The organism is Candidatus Palauibacter sp. (assembly GCF_965197445.1).
Taxonomy (GTDB): domain Bacteria; phylum Gemmatimonadota; class Gemmatimonadetes; order Palauibacterales; family Palauibacteraceae; genus Palauibacter.
On record NZ_CBDANE010000005.1, the window covers coordinates 63,976 to 77,383 of the forward strand.

Annotated in this window: 14 protein-coding genes; 9 read left to right on the forward strand and 5 right to left on the reverse strand. The window is 67.8% G+C overall.

Translation table 11 applies throughout. The features are described from left to right. The first annotated feature begins 71 nt into the window (after window positions 1–71). On the forward strand, window positions 72–1,364 hold the full coding sequence (locus ACN9M6_RS07550) for an amidohydrolase family protein (protein ID WP_419162327.1): 1,293 nt from the start codon (window positions 72–74) through the stop codon (window positions 1,362–1,364). Between the two features lie 145 nt (window positions 1,365–1,509). After that, window positions 1,510–2,943, forward strand: a complete 1,434-nt coding sequence (locus tag ACN9M6_RS07555; RefSeq protein ID WP_419162328.1) for a glycosyltransferase — start codon at window positions 1,510–1,512, stop codon at window positions 2,941–2,943. On the opposite strand, the gene ACN9M6_RS07560 is transcribed toward ACN9M6_RS07555, so the two are convergent. Next, on the reverse strand, window positions 2,833–4,155 hold the full coding sequence (locus ACN9M6_RS07560; protein WP_419162329.1) for a glycosyltransferase 87 family protein: 1,323 nt from the start codon (window positions 4,153–4,155) through the stop codon (window positions 2,833–2,835). The two genes, ACN9M6_RS07555 and ACN9M6_RS07560, sit on opposite strands and share 111 nt — an antisense overlap. A gap of 11 nt (window positions 4,156–4,166) precedes the next feature. Between ACN9M6_RS07560 and ACN9M6_RS07565 the strand changes: the two genes are divergently transcribed. Beyond that, window positions 4,167–4,895 (forward strand): glycosyltransferase family 2 protein, encoded by a 729-nt coding sequence (locus tag ACN9M6_RS07565; RefSeq protein ID WP_419162330.1) that lies wholly within the window; start codon window positions 4,167–4,169, stop codon window positions 4,893–4,895. Here the strand turns inward: ACN9M6_RS07565 and ACN9M6_RS07570 are convergent. From ACN9M6_RS07570 to ACN9M6_RS07580, 3 genes are all read right to left on the reverse strand, one after another. Then, on the reverse strand, window positions 4,876–5,187 hold the full coding sequence (locus ACN9M6_RS07570; RefSeq protein ID WP_419162331.1) for a hypothetical protein: 312 nt from the start codon (window positions 5,185–5,187) through the stop codon (window positions 4,876–4,878). The genes ACN9M6_RS07565 and ACN9M6_RS07570 overlap by 20 nt on opposite strands. A gap of 14 nt (window positions 5,188–5,201) precedes the next feature. Further along, window positions 5,202–5,573: a hypothetical protein gene (locus ACN9M6_RS07575; RefSeq protein WP_419162332.1), complete on the reverse strand. Its 372-nt coding sequence runs from the start codon at window positions 5,571–5,573 to the stop codon at window positions 5,202–5,204. A 181-nt stretch (window positions 5,574–5,754) separates the two neighbouring features. Continuing rightward, window positions 5,755–5,937, reverse strand: a complete 183-nt coding sequence (locus ACN9M6_RS07580) for a hypothetical protein (RefSeq protein WP_419162333.1) — start codon at window positions 5,935–5,937, stop codon at window positions 5,755–5,757. 595 nt (window positions 5,938–6,532) lie between these two features. On the opposite strand from ACN9M6_RS07580, the gene ACN9M6_RS07585 reads away from it, so the two are divergent. Further along, window positions 6,533–7,336, forward strand: a complete 804-nt coding sequence (locus tag ACN9M6_RS07585; RefSeq protein WP_419162334.1) for an SDR family oxidoreductase — start codon at window positions 6,533–6,535, stop codon at window positions 7,334–7,336. Further along, window positions 7,336–7,560: a hypothetical protein gene (locus ACN9M6_RS07590; protein WP_419162335.1), complete on the forward strand. Its 225-nt coding sequence runs from the start codon at window positions 7,336–7,338 to the stop codon at window positions 7,558–7,560. The genes ACN9M6_RS07585 and ACN9M6_RS07590 overlap by 1 nt, the downstream gene beginning before the upstream one ends. A 27-nt stretch (window positions 7,561–7,587) precedes the next feature. On the opposite strand, the gene ACN9M6_RS07595 is transcribed toward ACN9M6_RS07590, so the two are convergent. After that, window positions 7,588–9,027, reverse strand: coding sequence for an OmpA family protein (locus ACN9M6_RS07595; protein ID WP_419162336.1), 1,440 nt, complete (start codon window positions 9,025–9,027; stop codon window positions 7,588–7,590). Window positions 9,028–9,226: 199 nt separating this feature from the next. On the opposite strand from ACN9M6_RS07595, the gene pruA reads away from it, so the two are divergent. From pruA to ACN9M6_RS07615, 4 genes are all read left to right on the forward strand, one after another. After that, entirely contained in the window at window positions 9,227–10,933 is a 1,707-nt protein-coding gene (pruA, locus tag ACN9M6_RS07600) for an L-glutamate gamma-semialdehyde dehydrogenase (protein WP_419162337.1), read from the forward strand. 101 nt (window positions 10,934–11,034) lie between these two features. Next, window positions 11,035–11,925 (forward strand): META domain-containing protein, encoded by an 891-nt coding sequence (locus tag ACN9M6_RS07605; RefSeq protein WP_419162338.1) that lies wholly within the window; start codon window positions 11,035–11,037, stop codon window positions 11,923–11,925. 57 nt (window positions 11,926–11,982) lie between these two features. Continuing rightward, window positions 11,983–12,921 (forward strand): Phenylacetic acid catabolic protein, encoded by a 939-nt coding sequence (locus tag ACN9M6_RS07610; protein ID WP_419162339.1) that lies wholly within the window; start codon window positions 11,983–11,985, stop codon window positions 12,919–12,921. Between the two features lie 91 nt (window positions 12,922–13,012). Then, window positions 13,013–13,408, forward strand: a complete 396-nt coding sequence (locus ACN9M6_RS07615) for a metal-sulfur cluster assembly factor (RefSeq protein WP_419162340.1) — start codon at window positions 13,013–13,015, stop codon at window positions 13,406–13,408.

The following is a 13,408-nucleotide window of genomic DNA, read 5'->3' on the forward strand; positions in this document are numbered from 1 at the left end:
ACCGACACTCCTACCGCGCTCCGCCGGAGCCGGTCATGTTGATCTGTTCACGATCACGATTTGGAGGCTCCATGTCCCAACTGGCCGCACGGCTCGTCCCGGCGCGTTTCATCCCGCTTTCGCGTCTGGCCGTTCTTGCCGCCTGCCTGGCCACGCCGACGGCGGCGGCCGGCCAGGCCGAAGAGATCACCTTCACCGGCGCATCGGTGCTCGATCCGGGCACCTCGGGCGTTGTGACGAACGCGACGGTCATCGTGCGCGACGGGCTCATCGTCTCCGTCGAGGCGGGGGGCGAGGCGCCAGCGGGCGCGCGAGTCGTCGACCTCGGCGGACGCTACCTGGTGCCCGGTCTGATCGACGCGCATGTGCATATCGGGGACCTGGGATCGGCCCGTCGGGCGCTCATGTCCGGGGTCACCACGGCGCGGAGCATGGGAGCCGGCTTCTTCGCCGACGTCGGCCTGCGCGAGCTGTTCCGGAGCGGAGCGTTCGCCGGCCCCGAGATCCTCGCCGCCGGCTACCACGTCCGGCCGAGACCGGCGGAGGGGCTCTTCCTCGACGAACCCGCCCTGAGCGACCTCCTCGACCGCGACGTCCGCGGTGCCGAGGCGCTGGGCCGGGTGGCGCGCGCAATGCTGAATCGGGGCGTGGACTTCATCAAGGTCAACGCGACGGAGCGCGCCGGCCTGCCGGAGACCGATCCGCGCAAGCCGTTCTTCACGGAAGCGGAGCTCTCGGGGCTCGTAGCGGAAGCCTCCGGCCGAGGCGTTCCTGTCGCGGCACACGCCCATGGCGACCGCGGCGGCCGGGCAGCCGTAGCGGCGGGCGTACGGAGCATCGAACACGGCACGTATCTCCGCGAGGAAACGCTCCGCCTCATGCTTGAGCGGGGGACGTTTCTCGTGCCGACCATTGCGGTCGTCTCGGACCTGACGCTGCCGGGCGGGGACTACGACGACCCGACTCTCCAGGTACGGGGTCGCCACATGCTGCCCCGGGTGCGCGAGACGGCCGCGGCCGCCCATGCCCTCGGAGTGCCGGTCGTTGCCGCGACCGACACGGGGTATGGACCCGAGAGCGTGCTCCGCTTGAGCCACGAGTTGATCGAACTCGCCGGCATCGGGCTGAGCGAACTCGACGCCATCCGGGCCGCAACGACCGTCGCGGCCGAGCTGCTCGGAGTCGGTGACCGGACGGGGCGCGTGGCGGAGGGATTCGAAGCGGATCTCCTCGTGCTGGACCGCAGTCCTCTTGAGGACATCGGACAGTATCAGGACGTCCTGCTCGTGATGAGCGACGGGGTCGTGGCGCTCGACCGCCTCGACTTCCGTGCAGACGAACCCGGGGGCAGGCGTGTGCCCTGAGCCCTGCCTCAATCCGCGGAAACTGGCGAGAACTGAAGGGTAGACGGATTTTCAGGACGTTTGCGCGAGAGGCACGGCGGCCGGCATCGTCGTCGCCCGGCTGCGATGAATCCCTACACGTCCCGGCGGCGGCCAACGGGTGGAGATGAGCGAGATCGGACAGGTTGCGTATCTGGCGCTGCTCGCCCTCCTCGCCCCGTTCGGGGCGCACCGCCTCCGGCTGCTCTGGCTGCGGGTACGCAGGCCGGCCAGGACGGAAGCGCGCACGTGGCGCGGACCACTTCCGATGGTGACGGTCCAGCTCCCCGTGTTCAACGAGGCCAATGTGATCGAGCGGGTCATCGACGCGGCCTGCCGACTCGACTATCCAGCCGACCGCCTCGAGATCCAGGTCCTCGACGATTCGGAAGACGAAACCACCCAGCTCGCCTCTCGGCGGGTCCGGTTCTGGCACGCGCGGGGAGTGGGCATTCGGCATGTCCGCCGCGCGTCGCGCGAGGGGTTCAAGGCCGGCGCGCTGGCACACGGCGTGGCGACTTCCCGTGGCGACTTCCTGCTCGTCCTGGATGCGGACTTCGTTCCGCCTGCGGGACTGATACGCGATTTGCTCCCTCCGTTCGATGACCCCGAGGTGGGCGCGGTTCAGGCCGCCTGGGAGCACCTGTCTCCGGACGCGACCTGGCTCACGCGGGCACAGGCGCTCTTTCTGGACGCGCACTTCGCGATCGAGCACGAGGCGCGATACCGGGCGGGCCTGTTCTTCAACTTCAACGGCTCGGCCGGGATGTGGCGGAAAGACTGCGTGGAAGCCGCGGGAGGGTGGCAGAGCGACACGCTGACGGAAGACGTGGACCTCAGCTACCGCGCCCAACTCGCGGGCTGGCGGTTCGTCTACCGTGACAACGTGCGCGTTCCCGCCGAACTGCCATCGAGTCTGCGCGCCGTCGAGATTCAACAGAGCCGCTGGACGCAGGGCGGGATCCAGAGCGCGCGGAAGTTGCTGCCGCGGATCTGGCGCCAACGATTGCCAATGGCGATCAAGTTTGAGGCCACGGCTCACCTGGTGGGACACGTCGTCCACCCCCTGACGCTGACGATGGCGGCGGCCCTCGCAGCCACTGGATGGCTGGCGAGGCCCGGGTTCGGCCTGCCCTCGAGCGTTCATGCGGCCGCGGTGCTTCTCGCCACGGTCCCATTCGTGCTGTTCTATGGCGCGGCGGGCTCGATTCGGAAGCGCCGGCGGCTCGGTCGCCGGATAGTGGAAGCGCTGCTTCTGGGGCTGGGCCTGGGTGTGCCCCTGACATTCGCCGTGTTGCGGGGCTGCGGCGGACGGGAAACGCCGTTCGCGCGTACGCCGAAACGCGGCTTCGCGCCCACCGTGGCGTATCGCGCCCGGCTCGCCGGCGGGCCCGCCCTCCTCCGTGTCGCGCTTGCGGTCGCCCTTGTGGGCGCGGTCGTGAACGCGGCGTTACTCGGGCTGCCGGCCGCCGTGCCGTTTACCGGTCTGTTCGCTGCCGGCTACGCGCTCGCCTCCCGCGAGTCCCTGAGGATGCCGCCCGCGCCAGCGATCCCAGGCTAGCAGGGCCAGAGGCGGCCCATGGACCACCCAGCCCAGCCAGACCGGTTCCGGCCACACGCCCGTGGCCAGGTACACGTCCCGGCCCGCGTAGGCGAGGAACACGGTGCCGCTGAGAAGCAGCCAGCCCCGGCTCACCGACAGGCAGGCGAACGGAAGCACCCAGAGCACATACCACGGGTGAAGCGTCGGGGACAGCAGGAGAGCGGCTCCGATGGCCCAGAACAGCGCACGGTCGAGCGGCCAGCGGTGGAGCGCCGCCCGCATGGCTACCCCCCCAACGACCGCCGCACCGATCCACTTCGGGAGGTCCGGGTGCCCGGGCAATCGTTCGAGCACGTTGTAAAGGCCGGCGTTGAACTCCCAGAGATCCGCGTAGACTCGAAGACCGTCGAAGAGGGAGGATCCCGCACCGACGTACGGGAGGTAGAGCAGGATCGGCGCCGCGAGCGCGGCTGCCACAGCCCACGGGCCGCGACGCCGCGCGAGCGCGGGGAGCCCCGCAATGGGCGCGAATTTCAGCGACGCGCCGATCCCCAGCAACGCGCCCGCCCGCCACGCAGGAATCGACACGCCGGCGGCCAGCGCCACGGCACCCAGCATCGGCGCGATGCCGAGCGGGTCGAGGTGCCCGCTCCACGCAACTTCGACGACCAGCAGTGGCGACAACAGATAGAGGAGCAGCGGCAACGGGCTCCGGTCTCGCGAAAGCCGGTCGACCAGCCGCGCGACCACGAGGTCCGCGGCCAGCCAGCCCAGCTTGAAGATCCACCAGCCGGGGCCGATCCAGGCCAGAAGCGCGAAGACGAACTGGGCGCCCGGAGGATAGATCGTCGGGACGTCGGCGTGATTGATCAGCGGCCACCATTCGGTCCTCAGGCCCTCGAGGATCGGGGAGGCCGGCGGGTGGGCGTACGGGTTGACGCCGTTCCTCTGTACCCAACCATCCCACATGTACCGATAGATGTCTTCGGAGAGAGTGGGGGCTGCCGGGAACACACCGGCCCGCAGGACGACGCCGGCCGTCCAGATGCGTCGCCGTGTGATCGCCGCCCCGGACGCTGGCACGGCGCAACGCGCGGCGAGTACATAGGCCATAAAGGCGACCGACCACAGTGCTACGGCCGGAAAAGGGGTACCGGACCCGCCCCAGGCCATCGTCCACAGCGCGGCGGCTTCCACAGCCACCAGCGCCCAGATCCACCGCGCCCACATCACGCAGGACCGTGCAGACCGCGATCCTGATCCCGGCCCGGGACGAGGCGGAGGCGCTCCCGCGTCTGTTCGCCGCCCTGGATGACGAAAGAATCAGCCAGGTCGTGGTGGTTGACAACGGCTCGCGCGATGCGACGGGAGATATCGCGCGATCGGCTGGCGCGCTTGTCGTGGAGGAGCCGCGCCCAGGCTACGGGCAGGCGTGCCTCGCCGGGATCGAGAGGCTTCGCCTCGACCCGCCGGACGCGCTCGTGTTCCTCGATGCGGACGACTTCGCCGCGGCCCGGCAACTTGCAGTCATCCTGCAACCGCTCGACGACGATGAAGCGGATCTCGTAATCGGCGAGCGCCAGGCGCGGGGGGCGGGAGGGGTCCGCTGGCACGCACGAATGGGGAACCGCCTCGTACTCGAGATCATGCGCCGGCTGTATGGCGCGGAAGTTCGGGACATGGGGCCTTTTCGCGCCATCCGCTGGAACACGCTGGAATCGCTGGCGCTCGATGACACGAACTACGGGTGGTATGTGCAAATGCAGGTACGCGCACTCCGGGCCGGAACCCGCGTTCGTGGCGAGCCGGTGCGGTTCGAGCGGCGGACCGTCGGCCGATCCAAGGTGTCCGGAAGCCTTCCGGCCTCGGTTCGCGCGGGTTGGGTCATGCTGAGGACGCTGGTCGTGGAGGCGGCGCGCCGCGACCCGGTCGCGAGTCGGCCCGCGAGCGTCAGCGGCGGGCGGAGATAAGAAGCTGTCGCAACATTGCATCGGGCAGTTCGGCCGCTCGCTGCATCACACGCGCCGCCGTTTCCTCCAGAAGGACGGGAGCCGTATCGTACCTTTCGTCACCCATTCGAAACGAGAGCCTGCCGCGAGCGAGGTCGCCAGCGACCAGTTCCACGATCACCAGAACCTTCCAGCGGCCATCCCCTTCTTCCAGGGCGCCGATGGTCGTCTCCTTGCCGGCGTCGTCCCACATTCGAAGCTGGGGGCGCCCTTCCTCGTTGTCGCCGTTCCCATCCCCGTGATGTCCAGCCATCCGCCCCTCCGGTCTCAACCGTTCTCGCGGGCGTCCTCCCCGGAACGCTGTCGCCAAAGGCCCATGAGATACTTCTCGTACTGCTCCGGGGCGGTCTCGTAGTCGCGACGCCATGTCTCGAAGTCTGGCAGCGGCACGCTCTTCCGAAGGCGCTGGGTCGCCAGCCGGACCATGGCCTTGAAACCCAGGCGGCTCTGGTTGAATTCCTGCGCCCGGGCTTCCTCCTCTACGATCTCGCAGATCCGCTCGTCATCCAGGGAGAGAAAGACCTCTGTGAGTTGCGCCGAGCAGTAATCCGCGTACTTGGCCCGCAGCACGGCATCGTCGGGTTCCGACCCTGCATCGGTACCCCGATCGGCCCCTTGATGCTCCGTCTCGGAGGACACGCCTATCCTCGGCTCGAGATCGCTGGCCTCCCCTCACCTCCACACAGGCTCCCAGCGCGATTTAGCCCCGGCCCGGTCGGGCGTCAACGTCGCGAACGCGGCCCCGCGCGAGAGCACGGGACCAAACGACCCGCGAGCGCGCCCGCCGAAGACCCGTCCGGTGGCGCGTGTAGAGGATCGCCTAGCGTCGTGGGGCGACGGGGGACGTAAGCTCTTCGAAGATGATTCGGCGGGCCAGCGCGTATTGGATTGCCCGCTCCAGGAAGTCCGGATCCCGTTGGCGCACATCCTCGAAATCCGCAGCGAGCTCTTTCGGAAGGTCCACGACGATGTTGACGTGGCTGTGGTCGGAAGATGCCATCATATCGAGAGATACGCTCTTAAAAATGGGAGGTTTCGCTTCATGTATCAAGACGGATCGCCGAGGGCTCACAGCGATCTTGACCGTGCATTCCGTTCCGCGTTCTGAGCATAGGATCGACATCCGCTCCTTGCAAGCGGCGGGAGCAGGGACTCGGAGACGACGCCACGACAAAAATATCTGTAAGATGCTATACAACCACATATTATGTGACTGTTCAACGATCGTCCAAAACTCTGTATCGCATGTGGATTCTGCTGCGCGCCCGTTTCACGATCGGTGCAACCGTCGACTGACAAAGGCACGCGGCACGCGGCGATGGAGGATCTCTCCCGAATCCGTCGGGGGCTTTCTGAGCGCGACCATTTTTTCAAAAAATACATGTTGCCATCGATCTGTGGCCGGCATGCCGTATGGCTGCGTCGCTGGGTTCGCAGCCGCGCGTTTCCATGTGCGCACGGACAGCCCGGTGACGCTGCGGACCTCACCAATCGTGCGACCCGGGGAGCGGGCCGCTATGCTGTGGTTCTCGCGGCCGCCGCGCGCATGATGCCCACGGCGAAAGAGGGCTTCACTCGAGGCAATGGGAGGGAGCGGAGTGACGGATCCAGCGCCGGGAGCGTTGATTCTGGGGGCGTCGAGCGGCTTCGGCGAAGCGGCGGCGCTCGCGTTCGCCGCGGCGGGCTACGACATCTACGGTGTACACCTCGACCGGCGTGCAGGGCTCGCGCACGTCGAGGAGATCAAGGAGGGCATCGCGTCGTCCGGTCGTCGGGCGATGTACTTCAATGTCAACGCGGCCTCGGCCAGGAAGCGCGACCGGGTCCTGGATGAGATCTCCGAAGCCGCGGGACCCGGATCGATCCGCGTGCTTCTGCACTCTCTGGCGTTCGGCTCGTTGCTGCCCTTCGTGGAGGACGACGGCCCCTCCATGAGCCCCGAGCAGATGAACATGACCCTCGATGTCATGGCCCATACGCTGATCTACTGGACCCAGGGGCTGCTCGGACGGGGTCTGATGGGCGAAGGCGGCCGGATCTTCGCGATGACGTCATCCGGAGGCGACCGCGTCATTCCCTCGTATGGCGCCGTCTCCGCCGCCAAGGCCGCGCTGGAGTCGCACTGCCGACAACTGGCGCTCGAACTCGCATCGAGGCGGATTACCGCGAACGCGATTCGGGCCGGGGTCACCGACACTCCGGCCCTCCGCAAGATCCCCGGCGCCGAGCACATGATCGAGGAAGCCGCGGCCCAGAACCCCCACGGCCGCCTGGGTACGCCGGAGGAAGTCGCACGCTGCATCGTGGCGCTCGCGGTGCCTGGGACCGCCTGGATGACGGGGAACACGATCCGCGTGGATGGAGGCGAGGACTTCGTCGGTTCAAAACCCCCTGGAGCCTGATGGCAGTGAGATCGCCGGAGCTGGCTGATTCGGTCGCGGAACTGGCCCGGGAGTTGGTCTCGGGGGAGCTGGAGTACTGGCGTGCCGAGGTCACCCGCCCCTGGCGCACCGGCCGCAGCGGACCATGGGCGGAGGCCGGCCGCTGGATCGGGACCGGCCTCGCTGTGGGAGCCGTGGTTGTGGGGGTGACCGCCGCCTTACGGGCCGAGCGTCCCGGGGGCTGATCCCCGGCTCGACCCCTGACACCGGGGTCAGCCGTCCGGCAGGGTGAGAACGATCTCGATCCGCCGGTTCCGCGCGCGGCCTTCTTCCGACTCGTTGCTGGCGATCGGCCGTTCTTCTCCCAGCCCTACCGCTTCGACGCGGGAGGACGGAATGGGTACCCGAGACAGGATGTGCTCGCGCACCGCGATCGCACGCCGTTGGCTCAGCGCCTGGTTTCCCTGCGCCCCTCCCTGCCCGTCCGTGTGCCCCTCGATGCGGAGAGTGGCCCCGGGGAACGTCGTGATCACACGCTGGACCTTGGTGAGAAGAGGATAGAGCGCCTCACCGATCTCGGCCCTTCCCGACTCGAAGGTGAGCCCGAACAGTCGAAGGACGAGTTGACCTCCGCTCAGGAGAACCTCGCCCTCCGATGGCGTGAACAGGCCCTGGACCTCTCGGAGCCGGGCCTCCCGTTCACGGACCGCGAGCAACTCATCGCGTGCTCCGGTGAACCGCCGCTCGAATTCGGCCAGACGTCCCTCGAGCGTCGTCGTCCGGGCCTCGAGGTCGGAGGCCCGGGCCCGTTCGCTCGCCAGTTCGGCTCTCAGTCGCTCGTTCTCCGCCCGAATCCGGGAGATCTCGGTGGCGATGCGGGTAGTCGTCTCTCCGGTATCGTTCCGACGCGGGGTCAAGTCGGCAGCTTCCGCCAGGCGGGCCAGGTCGGCTTCGTGCTCGTCCACAAGGCGCTCGACCGGCACCTCCCGCCGGCGCACGCTGTCGAAGAGGGCGGCGATGCGATGGGCCCGCCTGAAGGCCGCGGCGGCGGCCTCCCCGGCCCGTGCCGGTCCTTCGGCCGTGCGGTTCATTTCGATGTCCGCTTCGCCACTGGCCAGTAGTGCCTCACCCTCGGCGAAAGCGACCGGAGCTCGTTCGCTCGCTCCCGCCGTCATCGCGGCGGCCCGAGCCTGAATGGCGCCACCGAGAAACAGATCGCGCCATCCCGACCGCGCGGCGCGCGCGTAGAGTACCGCGGCCCGCTCGGCCCGGCCGGCCGCATCGTCGAAGTCCTCGCGCTCGAACCGGCGGCCCGCTTGCTCCAACTCGGCCTCGGCGCGACCCCACGCCTCGGAGGCCCGGTCCGCCGCCTCCGCCGATTGCGCCTGCGCCCGTGCGGCGAGCGCCTCTTCGAACTGCGCCCGGGCGTCCTGGGCGATTCGTTCGGCGACCTCGAGTCTGCGCCCCGCCTCGTCGAGTGCATCTCGGAACTCGGTCGCGGCGCGGTCCCCCCCCGAACGGCGGAACGCTTCGTCGAAGCGGTCGAGCGCTTCGCCGTAGGCCCGGGGCGCCAGCAGATGCACGGCGTTCTCACGCGCGACCTCGAAGCGGGCGGCCATCACCCGCAGTGGGTCTCCCCGCTCCTGCCCTGCAAGCGCAGAGGGCGAGAGCGCGAGTGAAATGGCCAGGCACACCGGAAGGGGCCGGATCAAGCGTCTCGTAAGTTCCATACCATTTCCGCCGGGGATTCGAATCCAGTTCCGGCAACGCAACTGCCGACCCGCGCCGACGGGCGGGTTCGGCATCAGATGAAAGTACGGCCACACGTCCCCCGGAACCTTTCAATCTCAGACTCGTCGCGCCAGATTGCCCGTCCCTTCTTCGCGAACGAATCCAGCAGGGAGACTCTTGATGACGATGCTTTCCGAGGAGGCGCGGCAGGATCCGGACCGCACCCGTGCGGGCGGCGATGAACAGCCGGCCGGGGGTATTCAGGGGCGGTTCACGATCCCGGCTCCCTCGAATGAACCTGTCCACGATTATGCGCCGGGAAGCCCCGAGCGGGCCGCGCTCAAGGCCGAGTTGCGGCGACAGGCCGGCCAGATTGTCGAAATCCCGCTGATCATCGGAGGGCGCGAGGTCCGCACCGCGAAGACCTTCGACGTCACGATGCCACACGACCACGGCCACACGCTGGCACGCTGCCACGTCGCGGGCGCCGCCGAGACCCAAGCCGCCATCGCGGCGGCGCGGGAAGCCTGGGCGGAGTGGTCGAACTGGGCCTGGGAGGAGCGGGCCGCGATCCTGCTCCGCGCCGCCGAGTTGCTGGCCGATCCGTGGAGGATGAGGCTCAATGCGGCGACGATGCTCGGGCAGAGCAAGACCGCGATGCAGGCCGAAATCGATTCAGCCTGTGAGGTCGTCGACTTCTGGCGCTTCAACCCGTTCTTTGCGGCTCGTGTGTACGGCGAGCAGCCGGTTTCCGGCCCCGGCGTGTGGAACCGCATGGATCACCGTCCGCTCGAAGGGTTCGTCTACGCGATCAGCCCGTTCAACTTCACGGCCATCGGGGCCAATCTGACGACGTCGCCCGCGCTCATGGGCAACGTGGCGATCTGGAAACCATCGACGACGGGCGTGCTCTCCTCCTACTACGTGATGAAGATCCTCGAGTCGGCCGGGCTGCCTCCGGGCGTCATCAACTTCATCCCCGGCGTCGCGTCGGAGGTGAGCGCCGTCCTTCTTTCCAGCCCCGAGCTGGGCGGCATTCACTTCACTGGATCGACCGGAACGTTCCAGCACCTCTGGAAATCCGTTGCCCGCAACGTCGAAAACTACCGCGCATATCCGCGCCTGGTGGGAGAGACCGGCGGCAAGGACTTCATTCTCGCCCACGAGAGCGCAGACCCGCAGGCTGTAGCAGTAGCGATCGTGTGCGGCGGCTTCGAGTACCAGGGGCAGAAATGTTCGGCGGCGTCGCGTGTGTACGTCCCAGACACGATGTGGAAAGAGGTGCGAGACCATGCCGTCGCCATGACCGAAGAGCTGCGGATGGGCGACCCCGCGGACTTCAGGAACTTCCTCGCCGCGGTCATCGACCGGCCCGCGTTCGACAACATCAAGTCCTACATCGATTACGCCCGGGACTCGGCCGACACCCGGATTCTCGCCGGCGGCGGGTGCGACGACAGCCGTGGGTACTTCATCGAGCCCACCCTGATCCAGGCGGACGATCCGGAACACAAGCTGATGTGCGAGGAGATCTTCGGTCCGGTCGTCACCCTCCACCCGTACCGCGCCTCGGATTGGGAGACCACGCTCGACCTGGTCGACAAGACCTCGCCGTATGCTCTTACGGGAGCCGTGTTCGCGCGCGATCGCGAGGCGGTGCGGAGCGCGGGCGCCGCTCTGCGAAACGCGGCGGGCAACTACTACATCAACGACAAGCCGTCCGGCGCGGTGGTCGGACAGCAGCCCTTCGGCGGCGGGCGCGCCAGCGGCACGAACGACAAGGCCGGCTCGGTACTCAATCTCGTACGCTGGGTCTCACCGCGAACGATCAAGGAGACCTTCGACCCGCCCACGGACTACCGGTATCCGTTCATGGAGGAAGAGTGATGCGCGGAACCTCTCGTGCCGGACGCGTTGTCGTTCCGGCCGGTTTGCTCCTCGCGTCGCTTGCCGCAGGCGCGTGCGGCCGGGAGGAGGCGCCCTCTGCGATGGAGGTTCTTCGGGAGGGGACCTTCCGGACGCTGGAGGGTGGTGAAGTCACTCTCAGCGGGGGCACGGGGGTCAGCGACGGGAACGTCCGCCACGGCATCCTGACCGCTGCCGAGGGCGACCTGGACTTCGATACGGAACCGGACGCGGCCGCGGTGCTGGTCGCGGATCAGGGACGGGAGCAATTCGTCATCCTGCACGCCCTCCTCGCCGAGGGGGGGCAGCTGCTGGATGCGTCGGCTCGTCTCATTGGAGACCGTATCGAAGTGCGGCGCCTGGCTATCTCGGAAGGCATGATCCGGGTGGATGTGAGAGTCCGCAGGCCTCGCGAACCGATCACCGTTCCGCCCTCGGTCGACCTCACCCGGCACTTCGTGCTGACGAATCGTGGGCTCGTGCCGATTCTGCTCGCCGATGTGGCCGAGACCGCGGCTCCGGAGACCGCCTCCGAAGGAGCTGCGCTGCATACGCACGAGTGGGAACTCGAGTCGTTCGAGGCGGGAGACTGGAGCGCAGATCTGGACGCGCTGGACGACCCGGTGAGACTGAAGTTTCTGGCCGCACTGTCGGACGGCACCGACATGACCGGCGAATTGTCCGGGTTCGCGGGATGCAATCGGATCGTCGGGAGTTTCCGGACACAGCAGGCCGAGGCGCTGCGGTTCTACGGGCTCGCGACCACGCGGAAGCGCTGCCCTGACCGACCGGCCGACATCGAGCAGCGGCTCTTCGAGGCCCTGGGCTCCGTGAAGGCCTACCAGCTCTCAGGCGACCGGCTGGTCCTCGCTCTGATTGGCGGCGCGATCCGGTTTCGGGCGGGGGGGACGCTGATTTCCTATCCGGCCGGAGCTGCCGACGTCGAGGGGACGGCGGAGGACAGCCGTTCCTAGTAGATTTCGGCTCAGGTAGACGGTCGGCCGCGCCCTGAGCAGGAGAGACGCCGCGGTATGGGACGGTTCACGGACGAAGAGTTGCAGCGGAGGGTCCACGAGGGGTTCATCGTCGAGTCCGAAGAGGACATGACAGAGACCTACAAGCGCGCACTCATCACGCAGTTGACGGTTCAGGGCGATACGGAGCTCATCAGCGCGCCGGCCTATTTCATGGCGGCGCGCGATGCACCTTCCACCAACACGATGGTCTCGGCCACCGCCATCATTCAGGATGAACTCGGTCACGCGAACATCGCCTACCGCCTGCTGGAGGACCTCGGCGTCGACCGCCACTGGCTGCTATACGAGCGAGATCCCGCCAAGTTCAAGCACCCCTACGGCTTCGACCAGCCGCTCATGAACTGGGCGGAACTTGTGTCGGCGAACGCCCTGTACGACCGGGCCGGGATTACGCTTCTGGGCGATGTGCACCGCAACACCAGCTACGGACCGCTCAAGCGCGGGCTCGTCAAGGTGGCCATGGAAGAGAACTTCCATCTGCGCCACGGCGAAGTCTGGATCCGCCGCTTCGCCGAGGCGGGAGGCGCGGCCCGGGACGCCGTCCAGGAGACCTTCGACTGGATGTTCGCCATGGGCGTGGAGTGGTTCGGCATGCCGGACGACAGGAAGCACCACAACGCGCAACTCGACTTCCGCCTGAAGGGCATGACGAACGACCAGCTGCGGCAGACGTGGCTCAAGGCGGTGGTGCCGTTGTGCGAGGAGCTCGGCTACAACCTGCCCGCGTACTACAACCCGGACACCGACGAGGTGGAGCTGACCTACGAGTTGCCCTGCCAGTACGACCCGAAGGCCCGGCGGTGGCTCTTCGACGAGACGATTACCTGGAAGCAGGTGTTCGAGCGCTGGAAAGCGCGTGGCCCCATGAACGAGCAGTACGTGGAGTCGCTGAGGAGAAGTCGCTTCGCGGTCGAAAGGCTGCTCGCGGCATGAGCGCCCGCGGCCTGGGACGTGCGCGGAAGTGACGGCGCCGCTCCCGATCCGCGGGGCGTCCGGCGCGCAGCGCCCCAGATACGAAGAGGGGATGAACTTTGCCGCCGTCTTGAAAGAGACGCGCGGCGGCCGCGACCTTCCGCCCCCTCCCTTGTTCGCCGAGCCGCCCGCGGATCTCGCGGAGCGGGCACGCCGCGCTCTCTACGAAGTGGCGGATCCCGAGTTTCCGATCTCGATCGTGGACCTGGGGCTCGTGCGCGCGGTGATGGCGGATGAGGACACCGCGTCCGTCACCGTCCATCTCACGTTCACGGCGACGGCCTGTCCGTGCATGGACTTCATCGAATGGGACGTTCGCCAGCGCCTTCTGGAGGAAAGCGAGATCCGGGCGGTGGAACTCGTGACGGTTTGGGACCCGCCGTGGACAACTGCCGCCATCTCCGAGAGGGGGCGGGCGCTTCTCCGCTCTTTCGGGGTCGCGACGTGA